The organism is Glutamicibacter sp. BW78 (assembly GCF_002332245.1).
Classification (GTDB): domain Bacteria; phylum Actinomycetota; class Actinomycetes; order Actinomycetales; family Micrococcaceae; genus Arthrobacter_H; species Arthrobacter_H rhombi_A.
On the sequence record NZ_NRGU01000030.1, the window covers coordinates 203,390 to 218,145 of the forward strand.

16 protein-coding genes and 1 tRNA gene are annotated in these 14,756 nt (G+C 65.5%); 6 read left to right on the forward strand and 11 right to left on the reverse strand.

Features of this window, described 5'->3' with window-relative positions; translation table 11 throughout:
• Window positions 1-112: 112 nt before the first annotated feature.
• The 6 genes from CIK75_RS05370 to CIK75_RS05395 all read right to left on the reverse strand — a co-directional run bounded on the left by CIK75_RS05370 (window position 113) and on the right by CIK75_RS05395 (window position 4,295).
• The gene (locus CIK75_RS05370) at window positions 113-1,255 is read right to left on the reverse strand and encodes a hypothetical protein (protein ID WP_096223381.1); all 1,143 of its coding nucleotides are present in this window, start codon (window positions 1,253-1,255) and stop codon (window positions 113-115) included.
• 207 nt (window positions 1,256-1,462) lie between these two features.
• Window positions 1,463-2,170 (reverse strand): 50S ribosomal protein L1, encoded by a 708-nt coding sequence (rplA, locus tag CIK75_RS05375; protein WP_087000266.1) that lies wholly within the window; start codon window positions 2,168-2,170, stop codon window positions 1,463-1,465.
• Between the two features lie 152 nt (window positions 2,171-2,322).
• Entirely contained in the window at window positions 2,323-2,757 is a 435-nt protein-coding gene (rplK, locus tag CIK75_RS05380) for a 50S ribosomal protein L11 (RefSeq protein ID WP_087000264.1), read from the reverse strand.
• A gap of 137 nt (window positions 2,758-2,894) precedes the next feature.
• Complete coding sequence (gene nusG, locus CIK75_RS05385) at window positions 2,895-3,734, reverse strand: transcription termination/antitermination protein NusG (RefSeq protein WP_087000262.1); 840 nt, start codon at window positions 3,732-3,734, stop codon at window positions 2,895-2,897.
• Window positions 3,735-3,831: 97 nt separating this feature from the next.
• Entirely contained in the window at window positions 3,832-4,098 is a 267-nt protein-coding gene (secE, locus tag CIK75_RS05390) for a preprotein translocase subunit SecE (protein WP_087000260.1), read from the reverse strand.
• A gap of 124 nt (window positions 4,099-4,222) precedes the next feature.
• Window positions 4,223-4,295, reverse strand: a tRNA-Trp gene (locus tag CIK75_RS05395).
• A gap of 240 nt (window positions 4,296-4,535) precedes the next feature.
• Between CIK75_RS05395 and CIK75_RS05400 the strand changes: the two genes are divergently transcribed.
• A complete protein-coding gene (locus tag CIK75_RS05400) occupies window positions 4,536-5,735 on the forward strand; it encodes a pyridoxal phosphate-dependent aminotransferase (protein WP_087000258.1) in 1,200 nt (399 codons plus the stop codon).
• Between the two features lie 36 nt (window positions 5,736-5,771).
• Here CIK75_RS05400 and CIK75_RS05405 read toward each other — a convergent pair whose 3' ends face one another.
• Window positions 5,772-6,446: a response regulator transcription factor gene (locus CIK75_RS05405; RefSeq protein WP_087000257.1), complete on the reverse strand. Its 675-nt coding sequence runs from the start codon at window positions 6,444-6,446 to the stop codon at window positions 5,772-5,774.
• Window positions 6,443-7,771 (reverse strand): ATP-binding protein, encoded by a 1,329-nt coding sequence (locus CIK75_RS05410; protein WP_096223382.1) that lies wholly within the window; start codon window positions 7,769-7,771, stop codon window positions 6,443-6,445. Before CIK75_RS05410 ends, CIK75_RS05405 begins: the two co-directional genes overlap by 4 nt.
• Before the next feature lie 124 nt (window positions 7,772-7,895).
• On the opposite strand from CIK75_RS05410, the gene CIK75_RS05415 reads away from it, so the two are divergent.
• The 5 genes from CIK75_RS05415 to CIK75_RS05435 all read left to right on the forward strand — a co-directional run bounded on the left by CIK75_RS05415 (window position 7,896) and on the right by CIK75_RS05435 (window position 11,888).
• Window positions 7,896-9,170, forward strand: coding sequence for a PspC domain-containing protein (locus tag CIK75_RS05415; protein WP_158225900.1), 1,275 nt, complete (start codon window positions 7,896-7,898; stop codon window positions 9,168-9,170).
• Window positions 9,167-9,619, forward strand: coding sequence for a YrzE family protein (locus tag CIK75_RS16485; protein WP_241895301.1), 453 nt, complete (start codon window positions 9,167-9,169; stop codon window positions 9,617-9,619). The genes CIK75_RS05415 and CIK75_RS16485 overlap by 4 nt, the downstream gene beginning before the upstream one ends.
• A 40-nt stretch (window positions 9,620-9,659) precedes the next feature.
• The gene (locus CIK75_RS05425) at window positions 9,660-9,908 is read left to right on the forward strand and encodes a PspC domain-containing protein (RefSeq protein WP_087000249.1); all 249 of its coding nucleotides are present in this window, start codon (window positions 9,660-9,662) and stop codon (window positions 9,906-9,908) included.
• Window positions 9,909-10,082: 174 nt separating this feature from the next.
• Window positions 10,083-11,111 (forward strand): 6-phosphofructokinase, encoded by a 1,029-nt coding sequence (locus CIK75_RS05430; protein WP_096223411.1) that lies wholly within the window; start codon window positions 10,083-10,085, stop codon window positions 11,109-11,111.
• 42 nt (window positions 11,112-11,153) lie between these two features.
• Complete coding sequence (locus CIK75_RS05435) at window positions 11,154-11,888, forward strand: GNAT family N-acetyltransferase (protein ID WP_143413274.1); 735 nt, start codon at window positions 11,154-11,156, stop codon at window positions 11,886-11,888.
• Between the two features lie 30 nt (window positions 11,889-11,918).
• On the opposite strand, the gene CIK75_RS05440 is transcribed toward CIK75_RS05435, so the two are convergent.
• The 3 genes from CIK75_RS05440 to CIK75_RS05450 all read right to left on the reverse strand — a co-directional run bounded on the left by CIK75_RS05440 (window position 11,919) and on the right by CIK75_RS05450 (window position 14,674).
• On the reverse strand, window positions 11,919-12,992 hold the full coding sequence (locus tag CIK75_RS05440; protein WP_087000245.1) for a folate-binding protein YgfZ: 1,074 nt from the start codon (window positions 12,990-12,992) through the stop codon (window positions 11,919-11,921).
• A gap of 1 nt (window position 12,993) precedes the next feature.
• On the reverse strand, window positions 12,994-13,593 hold the full coding sequence (locus CIK75_RS05445) for an FABP family protein (RefSeq protein ID WP_087000243.1): 600 nt from the start codon (window positions 13,591-13,593) through the stop codon (window positions 12,994-12,996).
• A 196-nt stretch (window positions 13,594-13,789) separates the two neighbouring features.
• A complete protein-coding gene (locus tag CIK75_RS05450; protein WP_096223385.1) occupies window positions 13,790-14,674 on the reverse strand; it encodes a hypothetical protein in 885 nt (294 codons plus the stop codon).
• Between the last annotated feature and the right edge of the window lie 82 nt (window positions 14,675-14,756).

The following is a 14,756-nucleotide window of genomic DNA, read 5'->3' on the forward strand; positions in this document are numbered from 1 at the left end:
GGGGACTTTCATCTGCCGGTGGTGTGGGACCTCGGGATCTGACCGATGCCGCAGCATTGGGTCGCAGAAGGCTCCGCTGCCATCTTCCCCCAGAACGGACCTTGAACGCCATTTAGCCGTTGGGGGGCAGGGGCACCCCCGAGGTCCGGGTCCATTCGCCTTCGACCATGCAGGCGGCGAACCCGAGGGCCTCATTGACGTGGAGCATGTAGGAATTCTCCGCAGCATTCCAGGTATAGATGCGCTCGACCCGGGGCAAGGCGTCCAGGATCCGCCGATGGTTGGCCGCCTTGACCCGTAAACCGAGGCGGTGGCCCCGATGTTCCGGAAGAACGAGTGTCCCCTCTTGGAAGGCGATCCGTTCCTGCCCGTCGAAGACCACCAGCTCCGTATAGGCCACGAGTTGGCCACTGCCGAGGTCCCGGGCGACCGTGACCACGGAGGTGGTTCCCTGCTTCCGTCGCCGCGCCTCCATCGTGCGCAGCCGATCGCCGTCCCAGCGCGAGGGTTCGAAGCTCAGTCCACCTGCTGGAGGGTCGATGTCCATTCGCTCAATAATCCTGCAGTAATCTGCCACGTGGGCCTCGGGAACCGGCCCCGTCCAGGATTCGAGAACGTACCCGGGCCCGGCCACGGCAGCTTGCTTTTCCAGGCGCACCAACGAAGCACCGTCTGCTGCGCTGATCCCCACTCGGCTGCCACGGTCCACCAGGCCCAGCGTGAAGCCGTGCCGGTGGGCAAAGGCGGGCCCCGGCGCCGCGGTGCTGATCCATCCGGCCCCCGAATCCGGCCTCAGGATTCCCTCCGCAGGGTCCGCGGCCACCCCCTCGCCGCCGTTTTCCAGCGAGACTCCGGTATAGAGGTTCAGTACGGTGCGGTTGTCTTCCAGGCAGAGGTCGGCAACCCGCCGAAGGAGCCGGCTGCCCAGCCCGTGGGACCGCCTCGGCCCAGCCACGACGAGATCGATGTCGGCCGACTGGCGGTTTTCGGCCAGCGGCAGGAAAACGATGGCCGCAGCAATAATGTCCGCTCCCGGCTCCTCTCCGTCACCAATCATGTGGATCATATGCCTGCCGTAGGCGCTGGGTTGGACACGGGCGATTTCGACGGCGTCCCCGGTGACCAGGTCATCGTGTCCGAGCTCTTCAATCCCCGACTGTCGGAAGAGGCTGCGGATGGCCGAGAACTCGGCGCCGCCGGGCCCTTGCAGGGTGGCCGGAATGGGCAGCTCTCGAAGCGTGAGTTGTTCTGGCATGGCGGCCTTCCGCTGGTGGTCAGAGCGGCAGACAGCTACATCAAACCACTGATTGGCACTTCTCAATCAATATTCTAGCGAGTCCGGTCCTCCCGGGTAAAGGGGCCGGCCGATCCACTTTCCGCTCGCACGGGTTAACCCAAAAACCCCCGCACCGTGAGGTGCGGGGGTTCCTGCGGTTCCACCTGATCGGGGAGCCTCTGCCAATTAGGCGTCGGCGATGACCTTGGTCACGTTCGGGTCCACCGGGATGCCGGGGCCGAAGGTGGTGGCCACGGTCGCCTTCGAGATGTAGCGGCCCTTGGAAGCCGAAGGCTTCAGGCGCAGAACCTCTTCGAGCGCTGCTGCGTAGTTCTCCGCCAGCTTGTCGGCGTCGAAGGACACCTTGCCGATGATGAAGTGCAGGTTGGAGTGCTTGTCGACGCGGAAGTCGATCTTGCCACCCTTGATGTCGTTGACGGCCTTGGCGACGTCCATGGTCACCGTGCCGGTCTTCGGGTTCGGCATCAGGTTACGCGGGCCCAGGACCTTGCCCAGACGTCCAACCTTGCCCATGAGGTCAGGGGTGGCCACGGCGGCGTCGAAGTCGGTCCAGCCGCCCTGGATCTTTTCAATCAGGTCGTCGGAGCCAACGAAGTCGGCGCCGGCGGCGATGGCCGCTTCGGCCTTATCGCCGTTGGCGAAGACCAGCACGCGGGCGGTCTTGCCGGTGCCGTGGGGCAGGTTGACCGTACCGCGGACCATCTGATCGGCCTTACGGGGATCGACGCCCAGGCGGAAGGCGACCTCTACGGTCGAATCCGTCTTCGCGGAGCCGGTTTCCTTGGCCAAGGCAATGGCCTCGGTCGGGGAGTACAGGTTGTCGCCATCAATCTTGGCGACAGCTGCCTGGAATGCTTTGCTGCGCTTTGCCATCTGCTTGTTCTCCTTATGCAGTCGTGGTCATTCGTGGATCGCGCTGGACCCTGCCACTAGGACGTCGGTGGCTGCCACCGGTTGGAGGCTTCCGACGTCGTTCTTTGATGTTTGGTGGGTGTTTCCGCCGGGACGGAAACGGTGAGGCGGTCTTAGCCTTCGACGGTGATGCCCATGGAGCGGGCAGTGCCGGCGACGATCTTTGCGGCGGCCTGGACGTCGTTGGCGTTCAGGTCCTCCATCTTGGTGTTGGCGATCTCCTCGACCTGTGCGGCGGAGAGCTTGCCGACCTTATCGGTATGCGGCGTGGAGGAGCCCTTGGCAACGCCCGCAGCCTTCTTGATGAGCTCAGCAGCCGGCGGCGTCTTGGTGATGAAGGTGAAGGAACGGTCTTCGTAGACCGTGATCTCCACCGGGATGACGTTGCCGCGCTGGGATTCCGTGGCGGCGTTGTACGCCTTGCAGAACTCCATGATGTTCACGCCGTGCTGACCAAGTGCCGGACCGATCGGCGGGGCCGGGTTGGCGGCACCTGCCTGGATCTGCAGCTTGATGAGGCCGGAAACCTTTTTCTTCTTCGGGGCCATATCGGGACCTTCTTCTCATTGCGTTTCCCGCGGAACACAGGAGCGTGTTCCGGGGTGGTGGCCGCCGTGGCGCGACGGCCTTGGTCGTTTCCAGCTGCGGAAAGCGGCCGCGCTGGGAACGAAGTCTTCGGTGATCCCTACTGGATCTTCGTGACCTGGCTGAACGACAGCGTCACCGGGGTCTCGCGTTCGAAGATCGACACGAGGACCACGAGTTGCTGGGACTCGAGCTTGATCTCGCTGATCGTTGCCGGGAGGGTTTCGAACGGACCATCGTTGACGGTCACGGACTCCCCCACGGTGAAGTCGACGTTGACCTCGGTGATCGGGGCGCGCCCCGGCTTCGAGGAGCCGCCTTCCTGCGCGGGTTCCTCGGTCACGATGGTGTGCTCGAGCATGGAGAACACCTCGTCGAGGCTCAGCGGTGTCGGGTCATGGGCGTTGCCCACGAAACCTGTGACACCGGGGGTGTGACGTACGGTGCCCCACGATTCGTCGGTCAGCTCCATGCGCACCAGGACATAGCCGGGGATGCGCACGCGGCGAACGATCTTCCGGGTCGTGTTCTTGATTTCCACGACCTCTTCCATGGGGACCTGGATTTCATAGATGAAATCCTCCATGCCCAGGGTCTGGGCGCGGGTCTCCAGGTTCACCTTCACACGGTTCTCATAACCGGCGTAGGAGTGGATGACGTACCAGTCACCGGGCTGGCGGCGCAGCTTGGTCCGGTATTCCTCCTTGGCGGCCGCAACGGCCTCCTCGGGGGACAGTTCGGGAGCCCCTGCTGCTTCGTCCTCGCCCGTGGCGGTGGATTCATCGGCGTTGGAGGCGTCGTCCGCGGTTTCCTCGGACGCCTCGGCGGCCGGGGTCTGTTCCGAAACGACGGAATCGACCGGCGCCTCTACGGCGTCGGCCTCGGTTGCCTGCTCAACGGCGTCGTCGTTGGCCTGCGGTTCGAGTTCCTGCTCGGACACTGCGGTTCCTGCTTTCTTTGACTGGTAAACCAGAACATTTCATCGTGGCTGGGCCGAGGGATACCGACATCGCCCTCTTCGGGGGCGTCGGCAGCCGCTACTGCTCCGGTGGGTTGGTGAAGACCAGGATCGCGCCGTTTCCGAACAACAGGTCCAGCCCGCTAACGATCAGCATCACCAGGATCACGAAACCCAGAACGGTCAGCGTGTAGTTCACCAACTCGCTACGGGTCGGGGTGACGACCTTCTTCAGCTCGGAAATGACCTGGCGGAAGAACAAGGCGATACGCGCAAAGAAACCGCCCTTGGCGGGCTTGCCGCCTCGGGGGGAGCCCGTGGAGCGTCCCGTTGTTGCTTCGGTCACTGTGCCTCGATTCGAGTTCTTCGCATCTTGAAACAATCACGGTGTACCGCGGCCTGTCGGCCGCAACACACCGTGACGTGGATTTCGCCGAGCCCCCACATCCAAGATGTGGGTTGCCACTGCGCAGGGCAGACAGGACTCGAACCTGCAACCTGCGGTTTTGGAGACCGCTGCGCTACCAATTGCGCCACTACCCTTCGGATTGGTCGTCCGTCCCGCCGTGGTGGCCCTTCAAGCACACCGCGTCGAGGCGTAATCCAACACCGAGGGAACAGTCTACGCATTGACCACCCACAAGTCGAACCGGATCGACCTCGCGGACCGACTGTCTTGGCCTGACTTCCATGGGCCTGGTGACGCATTCTGTGCCGCCCGGCGGAGCGCGGCTAAGCTGGAATCAGCTAGGCCCCACGCCCTCGACCCCAGGAAGCGAACCCATGTCACGCATTTCCCGACGCATCGGATCGATCGCCGAATCAGCCACGCTCGCCGTGGACGCCAAGGCCAAGGCGCTTAAGGCCGCCGGGCGTCCCGTCATCGGGTTCGGTGCCGGCGAACCCGATTTCCCGACGCCCGACTATGTTGTGGAGGCCGCGATCGAAGCGGCCCGCAACCCACGATTCCACCGCTACTCCCCCGCCTCGGGCCTGCCGGAATTGAAGGCAGCCATAGCAGCCAAAACCCTGCGGGATTCGGGCTATGCCGTGGAGGACTCCCAGGTCTTGGTCACCAATGGTGGCAAGCAGGCGGTGTACAACACGTTTGCGACCCTGTTGGATCCTGGCGACGAAGTCATCGTCCCCACCCCCTATTGGACGACCTACCCCGAAGCGATCCGCTTGGCGGGCGGCGTGCCGGTGGAGGTCTTCGCAGGTCCCGAGCAGGGGTACTTGGTGACAACCGAGCAGCTCGAGGCAGCGCTGACCGAGCGCACCAAGATCCTGGTCTTCGTTTCCCCCTCCAACCCGACCGGCGCCGTCTACCCTCCGGAGATGGTCGCCGAAATCGGCCGGTGGGCCGCGGCGAAGGGCCTATGGGTCGTCACCGACGAGATCTACGAACATCTGACCTACGACGACGCGAAGTTCACCTCGATCGCCACCGCAGCCCCGGAATTAGGTGACCGGGTCGTCATCCTCAACGGCGTGGCCAAGACCTATGCGATGACCGGTTGGCGGGTGGGTTGGATGATCGGCCCCTCGGATGTCATCAAGGCGGCCACCAACCTGCAGTCCCATGCGACGTCGAACGTCGCCAACGTCCCCCAGATGGCAGCTTTGGCTGCCGTCGCTGGCCCGTTGGATGCCGTGGATGAGATGCGGACTGCCTTCGACCGTCGGCGCAAGGCCATCGTTGCTGGGCTGAATGCCATCGACGGGGTGGAATGCCCCACCCCGAAGGGCGCCTTCTACGTCTACGCCGATGTCCGCGGTCTTTTGGGCCGGGAGATTGACGGCGTCCGCCCGCAGACATCTGCCGAGTTGGCGGCCTTGATCCTGGAAAAGGCCGAGGTGGCCGTGGTCCCCGGGGAGGCCTTTGGTCCCTCGGGTTTCCTGCGCTTGTCCTACGCGCTCGGTGATGACGATCTGGCCGAAGGCATCGGTCGGATCGCCACCCTCCTGGGCCGCGCCGCCTAGGTGCACCGGTCCCCGGTCGGGCCGTGGAGCCCAGGATCAGAGAATCCGGCGGTCCACGGCCCATCGGGTGAGTTCGTGACGGTTGGACAACTGCAGCTTCCGCAGGACCTTGGAGACGTGGGTTTCCACGGTCTTCACGGAGATGAATAGTTCCTTGGCCACTTCCTTATAGGTGTATCCCCGGGCGATGAGTCGCATCACCTCCAGCTCCCGGTCGGACAGCAGGTCCAGTTCGTCCTCGGCGCTGACGCCGGCCTGGGTGCCGAAGGCGTCCAGGACGAAGCCAGCCAGTCGCGGGGAGAACACCGCGTCTCCTGCCGAAACCCGGATCACAGCGTCGGAGATCTCGGCACCGGAAATCGATTTGGTCACGTAGCCGCGGGCCCCTGCCCGGATGACGGTCACGACATCTTCGGCCGCATCGGAGACGCTGAGCGCCAGGAAACGCACGTCGCCGAGTAGTTCTGAGCATCCCGCCAAGACTTCCGCACCTCCGCCCCCACGGCCGCCGGGCAGGTGCACATCGAGGAGGACGACGTCTGGACGTCGCTCGCTGACGGTCCGGATGGCCTCTTCCACGGTGGCGGCCTCGCCGACCACCCGCAGCCGATCGTCCAGATCGGATTTCAACCCGGAACGGAAGATCGCGTGGTCATCGACCACCACGACACTGATCTGCCGAGCTGCCGCTGTCGGTTCGAGGGTATTCACCGGTTCTGCTCCTCCATCGGTTCGTGCTTTATGGCCAGGTGCACTTCGGTGCCCCCGGTGGTGCTGGAAATCGTGGCGGTACCTCCGTTGCGGTGCATCCGGCCGATAATTGATTCCCGCACCCCCAGCCGGTCCTGTTCCAGGTCCTCTGGATCGAAGCCGGGTCCGCGGTCACGGATGAAGACATCGACCCTTCTCGGCGAGGCCTCCACATAGACGGCAACCGTCCCCCCGGCATGTTTGGCAGCATTCAGCATGGCCTCGCGGGCCGCCTGCACCACGGCATCGTGCCCTTCGAGACCTTCGAGGTCCCCCACGGCGACGACGTCGATCACCGCGTCATGGGACTCCTCAAGCCGGGCAGCTTCGACGCGGATGTCCTCACAGATACCGCCCTCCGCCCGCGGAGTGTCCCGGTAGAGCCATTGACGCAACTCCCGTTCCTGGGCCCTGGCTAGCCGGAGTACTTGGGCCTCGTCTCCGGCGCGCATCTGGATCAGGGCCAGGGTTTGCAGGACCGAATCGTGGAGATGTGCGGCAATTTCTGCTCGTTCCCCGATTCGGACCCGACTCGCCCGTTCGGATTCATAGTCCCTCCAGAACCTCAGGCCCCACGGGGCGAGGACCAGCAACACCCCAGCCAGGACGATGACCGCGACGAAGACCCCGTTCCACAACGCGTCCAGGCTGACGGCGCCGGAGACCAGGAAGATCAGTCCCAGCACGACGAGGGCAACACCGCCCACCAAGCGCACCACTCCTGCTGCCCGCTCGGCCCCAGCGGCCTTGCGTAAACCTTGCCGGCGGACTCCGTCGAGTTGCAGCCAGGCCAGAACGGCACCGGCGATAATCAGCACGGCAGGCCAGATGAGCCCCCACGCCACCGGCAGGCCCTGCATCTGGGCGAAGAGCAACAGGCTCAGCAACAGCAGCCCGGCCCCGGCCAGGACCTGACGGCCTGCCAGGCCGCCTAGACGCCAGTGCAGCCAGGCACCGGTCCCCTGCGGGGCGGCAGGATCACCGGTAGCCTGCTGTTCCCCTCCTGCCCCGGTCCCGAGGAAGCCCCCGGTGTCGGTGGCCAACGAGATCGGTGCCCCGGCACGGGAGCGTTCGGCATCCTCGAGGGCGTCCTCCCGTGAGGGGACCATGACCCACAGCCAGCCATACAGGACAATCCCGGCACCGGCGAAGAGGGTCAGCAGAGCCATCCCGAACCGGATATTGCGCACCGGGTACTCCAGGTGGACCGCCAATCCGGCGCAGACTCCGCCCAGCACGCGAGGTTCAGCACGCAACAGGGGCGGGCGGCTGCGCGTTTCGGTCATGACCCCATACAAACATGCCCCGGACCGTTCGCTGGTCCCACTCAGGGGAATCGGGGGAAGGATCAGGGGCCGTTCAGGGCAGACCCCGATGGTGGCAGGAGCCCTAACAGGCAAGGATGAAAACATGAATCACGCACCTGTAGAAAATTCCTTCTTCCGTTGGCTCCGGGGGCTGGGCGTCGAGCGCGGTGAACACCACTGGATTGGTGGTGTCTCCTCGGGCTTGGCGCGGCGCTTCGGCATCGACACAGCCCTGGCCCGCGGCCTGCTGCTGATCGTCGTCATCTTCTCCGGAGTCGGGCTCCTGCTGTATGGCTTGGCGTGGGCCCTGCTGCCGGGCCCCGATGGACGTATCCATCTCCAGCAGGCAGGACGCGGGCAGTGGAGCAGCGGGATGACCGGTGCGCTGATCTTCGTGGTCATCGGACTGGTCAACGGGCCCTCCTTCTTGGGCGGATGGCGCTTCGACACCAGCGATTCATGGTGGAGCAGCCTCATCTGGACCGCCGTTTGGGTGGGGGCCATCATCTGGTTCTTCTCCACACGGTCGTCGCGTCGACAGAAGCGTCTGGATCATCAGGGCCTCCCGGCCGACGGCGTCCCGGGCCAGCCTGCGCCCGGTACGGACCCCACCCAGGGCCCCTCCGGGTCCGCTGCGACTCCTCAGGCTGGCGCGGGTGCGGACTCCGAAATGAATACGGGCATCACCCACCCAGGAAAGGCCCCCACGGCCAAGAACCGCCAGCCCCGGCCATCCCGGGTCCGCCCAGCCATTCCGGGTCACCATGTCGCGATCTTGCTGGGCGTGGCCGTTCTGGTCGCCGGGGCCGTCATGCTCACCGCGATGGAGGCGATCTTGGACTACGGCGGCCGCGAGGTCACAGTGGCTCTGGCTGCCGCACTGACGGTACTGGGCGCCGGCCTGGTCGGCGCCGCCCTGCGCTCGTTGCGTGGAGGGGCCCTGACCGGATTCACGATCGCGCTGCTCGTCCCCACCCTCCTGGTCGGCGGAATCGGCACCCAGTACGCTCCGAGCACCAGCTGGCCTGGACCAGTCGTGCAGCGCTCTGGCAACGAATACACCTACGTCTTCAACAACGGAACCCTTGACCTGAGTCGGTACGGGCAGGACATGACGGAGGACACGAAGCTGAAGGTGAACAACGTCTTCAGCAGCCTGAAGGTCATCGTTCCGGACAACCTCCCGGTGAAAATCACCGCCGACTCAGCCTTCTACTCGCTGCAGGTACCTGACGGCGAGGGGGTCCGAAAATACTCGGGGATCGCCAGTGGAGACACCATCAACATCAACCCAGAAGCCGATGGCCCGATCCTGCACCTCGACATCGACGGGGCCTTTAATTCCATCGACATCACCTCCAAGGAGGTCACACCATGAGCGATCCCAGTACCGGACATGAGCCCGAACAGGGCCCGGTAGAATCTCAGCCGGAGCAGCCGACCCGTCCCATCGGCCCCCCGGAACATCCGACGACACCGATCGGCAGTACCGGGCCGACCCCGTCTCCGAAGGAACCCGGCCCGATGCCAGGGGAACCGACGACGAACGCCGACTTCTTCACGGCACGACCCGGGCCGCTGGGCGTCCCTGCCGAAGAAGCACCGCCGATGGCCCCAGAGAACCACGGCATGCCGTTGGGGACGTTCGTCTTCGGGCTCGTGGTCATGGCCATCGGACTGTTGATCCTGGTTTCGGTCTTCTACAACATCACCCTGAGCGGAAGTACGGTGGCCATCGTCCTGTTCCTCGGTGCTGGTCTGGTGTTGATCGTCGGCGGCCTGGTGGCCGCACGCCGTTCCTCCCGGACACACCCCGCCCGCTCCTGATACCGTCACAGTCCAGCAGCACACCTTGAAAGGAATCCCCATGGAATCCGTTTATCAGTCCCTCCGGGCCATCCGCTTCCGCCGCGGGCCGAAGCGGATGGCCGGCGGCATCGCCGGCGGAATCGCCCAGGCCACCGGCTGGGATGTGACGATCGTCAGGATCGCCATCCTGCTCAGTTTCCTGCTCCCGTTCATCGGGGTGCCGCTGTATCTCGTGCTGTGGCTCATCCTGCCCTTCCACGACGACAGCATCCCACTGGAGCGCATCATCAAAACGGCCCGCTCGTAGCGTCGCCGGCTGCCCTGCCCCGCTGAACGGGGCAGGGCAGTGTGACGCGTTCCGACATCGCTGTGGTGGCCGTCTCATGGGCCAGTTGCTAGCATCGAGGTGTTGAGCTCAACGTCGCGCTCCCCTGAAGGTCCCACAGTGGGACGAGAACCCGACGAAAGCACACACATCACCATGCGCATCGGAATCCTGACCAGCGGCGGAGACTGCCCGGGGCTGAACGCCGTCATCCGCGGGGCGGTCCTGAACGGCATCAAGAGCCACCACCACGAATTCGTCGGTTTCCTCGACGGCTGGCGTGGAGTCGTCGAAGGTGATGTGGTCGATTTGCCGCGCGAACGCGTCCGTGGCATCTCCAAACAGGGCGGCACCATCCTGGGCACCTCACGCACCAACCCCTTCGATGGGGAAAATGGTGGACCCGAGAAGATCCAGCAGACCCTGGACCGGCTGGGTATTGACGCCGTGATCGCCATCGGCGGTGAAGGAACACTGGCCGGGGCCAAACGACTGACCGATGCCGGGCTGAACATCGTAGGGGTCCCCAAGACCATCGACAACGACCTCGACGCCACGGACTACACCTTCGGCTTCGACACCGCCGTCGCCATCGCCACCGAGGCCATTGACCGGCTTCGGACCACCGGAGAATCCCATCACCGCTGCATGGTGGCCGAGGTCATGGGACGGCATGTGGGCTGGATCGCCCTGCACTGTGGCATGGCCGCTGGTGCCCATGCGATCCTCATCCCCGAACAGCACACCACCATGGAGCAGATCAACGCCTGGGTCCTCGAGGCCCGGGACCGCGGGCGTGCTCCGCTGGTCGTCGTCGCCGAGGGATTCGTCCCCGAAGGCTCTGAAGAGGCCTACTCGGATCGCGGCCACGATTCCGTCGGCCGCCCCCGGCTGGGCGGGATCGGCGACCAGTTGGCCTACCGCATCGAAGCAGACACCGGCATCGAAACCCGGGCTACCGTCCTCGGACATATCCAACGGGGTGGCGTTCCCAGCGCCTTCGACAGGGTTCTGGCCACCCGGCTGGGCATGGCCTCGGTGGACGCCGTGGAGGAGAAGGCTTGGGGGAACATGGTGGCCCTGCGCGGCACCAACATCCACCGGGTTCCCTTCCAGGCCGCCCTGAACAACCTCAAACGGGTTCCGCAACAACGCTACGACGAGGCCTCGCTGCTTTTCGGCTAGCCCAATGGGACTGAAGGCCCGGCGATCAGTAGTGTGGTGATCATGGAACTGGAGACCGGAACGCTGGCCATCATCGCGTTGGCGTGGGCCCGACGACTGCACATGGAGGACTCCGCCCTCGCCTCCGTGGCGATGGGCGGTGACACCCCGCTGCGCATCAACCACATCGACGAAGAGTCCTCAACGGTGACGTTCCTGCGCTTCGGCGCCGGGTCGGTGCTCTGCGGTCCCGACTGGCTGCTCCGGGCCGCCGCCGAGACCTCGGATGAGGAGCTGGCGGCCGAAGCGGTCCTGCTGGGCCTGCTGCGCGACCACGGCGATGTGTCGGCCAGGGGGTTGGGCGAATCGCTGCTGTACCATGCCGACCAGCCGCCGGAAATCGCGGAATCGACCACGACCCTAGTCTCCGATGAGGTATCCACCGCCGTCGAGCTCGAGGAGTTGTGCCCCCGTGACGATCTTGCCGGGGTGCGTCTTTCCCACCAGGACAAATCCTTCACCCTCATCTCCGAAGAGGGCCAAGCCCCTCTAGCAGGCGCCGGGTATTCGGTGTGGGAGGGTCTCATTGCAGATCTGGCGGTTCTCACGGCGCCCTCCCTGCGCCGGCACGGATTGGGGACCTATATCGCAGCGGTGGCCGCCGACGATGCCCTCAGTGAGGGGTTCGTCGCCCAGTTCTCCGCGGATGTGAACCATAAGGGTGCCCAGCGGCTGGCCGATGCGTTGGGCCTCGTGCTTTCCGGTTCCCTCACCCGGGCGAGCCTGGGCGGAGAATAACACGGACGACGACGGAGCGCCGCGGAAGGCCTAGCGGCGCGGGCGAAGGAAACCGGTAGCCCGGCCCACGACTTGACCGGCGTCCGGAGTCACGATGGTTTCCTGGTTCACCGGGTACTCCTCTTCACCGTCCAGCACGGTCAAGACCGCTTCGGGGTCGGTATTGCGGCGTACGACGGCCAGGGCGACCGGCCCGGCTTCGTAGTGCCAGGCGACGGAAGTGACCTTGCCGACGGTCTTCTCCCCCAGCTTCACCTCGCTCCCGGCGGCAGGATGGGAGTGCATGCTGCCGTCCAGGTGGAGGAAGACCACACGCCGCGGTGGACGGCCGAGGTTGTGAACCCGGGCGATCGTCTCCTGGCCCTTATAGCAGCCCTTATCCATATGGACCGCGGTGCGCAGCAGATCCAGTTCGTGGGGAATCGTCTTTTCGTCGGCGTCCACGGCCACCCGCGGGCGCCATGCCGCCACGCGAAGCGCTTCGGCTGCCATCGTCCCGGACAGCCGGAGCTGACCGACGGCGACTTCCAGTTCGACCCGCGGAACCAGATATTCGATCCATACCCGGCCGGCCGCCGGATGGTCGGGGGTCGAGTAGGCGTAGCCGCCGGCGCTGATACCGGGCCAGGGGTCATGCCAGGCGGTGAAACCGGCCAACGACTCGATGGGGGCACCCGCGCCGACAACAGCCCAATCGGCCGTGGCATCGTGGACTTCGACGCGCAAGGTGAAGCGCATGGAGTCCAGCCATGCGGCCAGTGGAGCGGCATCGGCAGCCTCCACCAAGAGCCAGGCCGTCTCGCCATCGTCGACGACGTGGCAGGCGTATTCGATGCGTCCCTGCACGGTGAGCAGGAGTGTTTCGGCGCCTTCTCCCGGAGCCAGGCCGAGCAGCAGCTGACTCGAGAGGGTGTTCAGCCACGACAGCCTGTCGACACCGGCGACGGTGACGACCCCGTGATGTGACAGATCGACGACGGCGTCGCCCTCGTCGAGTCGGCGTTGTTCGGGCAGCGGTTCGCCATAATGGGCGGCGACACCTGCGTCGATTCCCGTGCCTTCGATGGCCCCGTCACGTCCGAGCAACGGCGATTTCCACGTCATGTCATGCCTCTTTCGTCAGGGCGGCAGAAGCATGCGCCGCCAAGGCAGTACCGCCGGCCGCGACATCCCAACGCCAGAACAGCTGTCCGTTGACCAAACCGAACATCCGTGTGGCCGCAGAAAACTCCTTGGAGTTCGAACCGCGGACCACCATATCCGTGGCCAACTCGATGCGCGGCCCGTTGATGCTGCCGTAGTACAGCTCACACACTCCACGCGGGTGGGCGATGTTCACCACGATATTGAACCCGCCCTCGGGCGCGCGGAGCGCCTCGACGTCGTCGGCGGTGCGCAGGGTGGGAACGATATCGCCGGGGATCAGGCCGGGACCGCCGTCGGAGTCCTCCAGCGGGCGGTCCAGCCCCCAATAGCCCTGTTCGGTGGCCAGCGGGCGCAGCTTATTGCCCTTTTCGTCGCTCAGCCAGCTCTCGGCCCGGTAGGACAAATAGGGCGTGGAGTCGTGGGTGAACTCGACACGCTGCACAAAGTGGGCGTCCTCGCCCTCGCCTTCGCCCAGTCGACCGGCACCTTCCCAGGTGCCAATCAGCCAGGAGAGCGGGACGAGCTCGGGGGTCAGGTCGGTAGGTAGCTCAATGGGCATGCAGCGTGGTCCTGCTACCTCTGGCCCTTGAACAGGCGCGTGACGACCAGACCGGCAAAGCCGGCCATCCCCAGCCCGGCAACCACCAGCAGGGTGATGAAGAAGATCTCTAGTGCCATGTAATTCGATTCCATGCCACCATCCTAACGCCGTGTCGGCACGAAAGGGATTCGGTGTCCGGCACGGGGGTCGCCACTTAGTGCAGGAGCAGGCGTTCCACGTAGTAGACCAGCGCCCCCGAGGCGATGACCGAGGCCACGCCCACGGCAATGGCCCCCCAGATACCCAGGACGCCGGAGGGGGCCACCGTCGCGCCCTCCGGCGAAGAACCCGGAGTGCCCGCGGCTTCGTCGGCTGCCCCGGCAGGGGCACCGGGCACCCCCGGGGCCACGGCTGAGAAGGAGCCTGCCCGCAGCACCTGGGCCTCCGAAACCACGAGCACGTGGAAGCAGACGACGACCGAACCCACCACGGCCCCCACCACCACGGCAGGGATCACGGGAACATCAGCGACCAGAACACTGGCGACCCCACCGACCAGGATGGCGGCCAGCAGGCCCAGCGGCGCCGTGAGTCGCTCGGGCCACGGAATGGCGCTGACCAGGACGGCGGAGGCAATACTCAGTCCCGAGAGCAGCATCATGGAACCGTTGGTGGCGTTGGGGGTCAGCCGATCGGCGGCGACCCATCCGCTGCCGAAGACCACCACGAGGACGCCCGCGCAGCCGCCCAGGGTCGATTCGAGGCGTTGCCGCTGGCCCGTCCCGCGCACTAGTTGGGTCACGAAGACCAAGATCACCCCGACGGCGCCGAAGGCCCCCATCCACTGCAGCGGAGAGGGCATCGGGGCCACGGTGGCCGCCGTCGCCGCTCCGATGCCGGCGAGCGCGATCACCGTGCTCACGGGCAGCGGGGCGGGCATCCCGACCAGACGGGGATATCCCCAGGCAAACACGAGGATGCAAGCACAGACCACCGCCCAGATGGCCCAGCTCCCGGCTCGGTCCGGGCCGATGTAGCTGGAGGCGACAAGTGCGGCGACCGCCACGAGCGACGCTGCGGCAAAGGTTTTGGTTCTCACGCCTTATATCCTGCCCTATATGAGCCCGGTCGTGGCCAGCACGGTGTCCTGTCCTCCGAGGTGACGTCGAACCACGACGCGC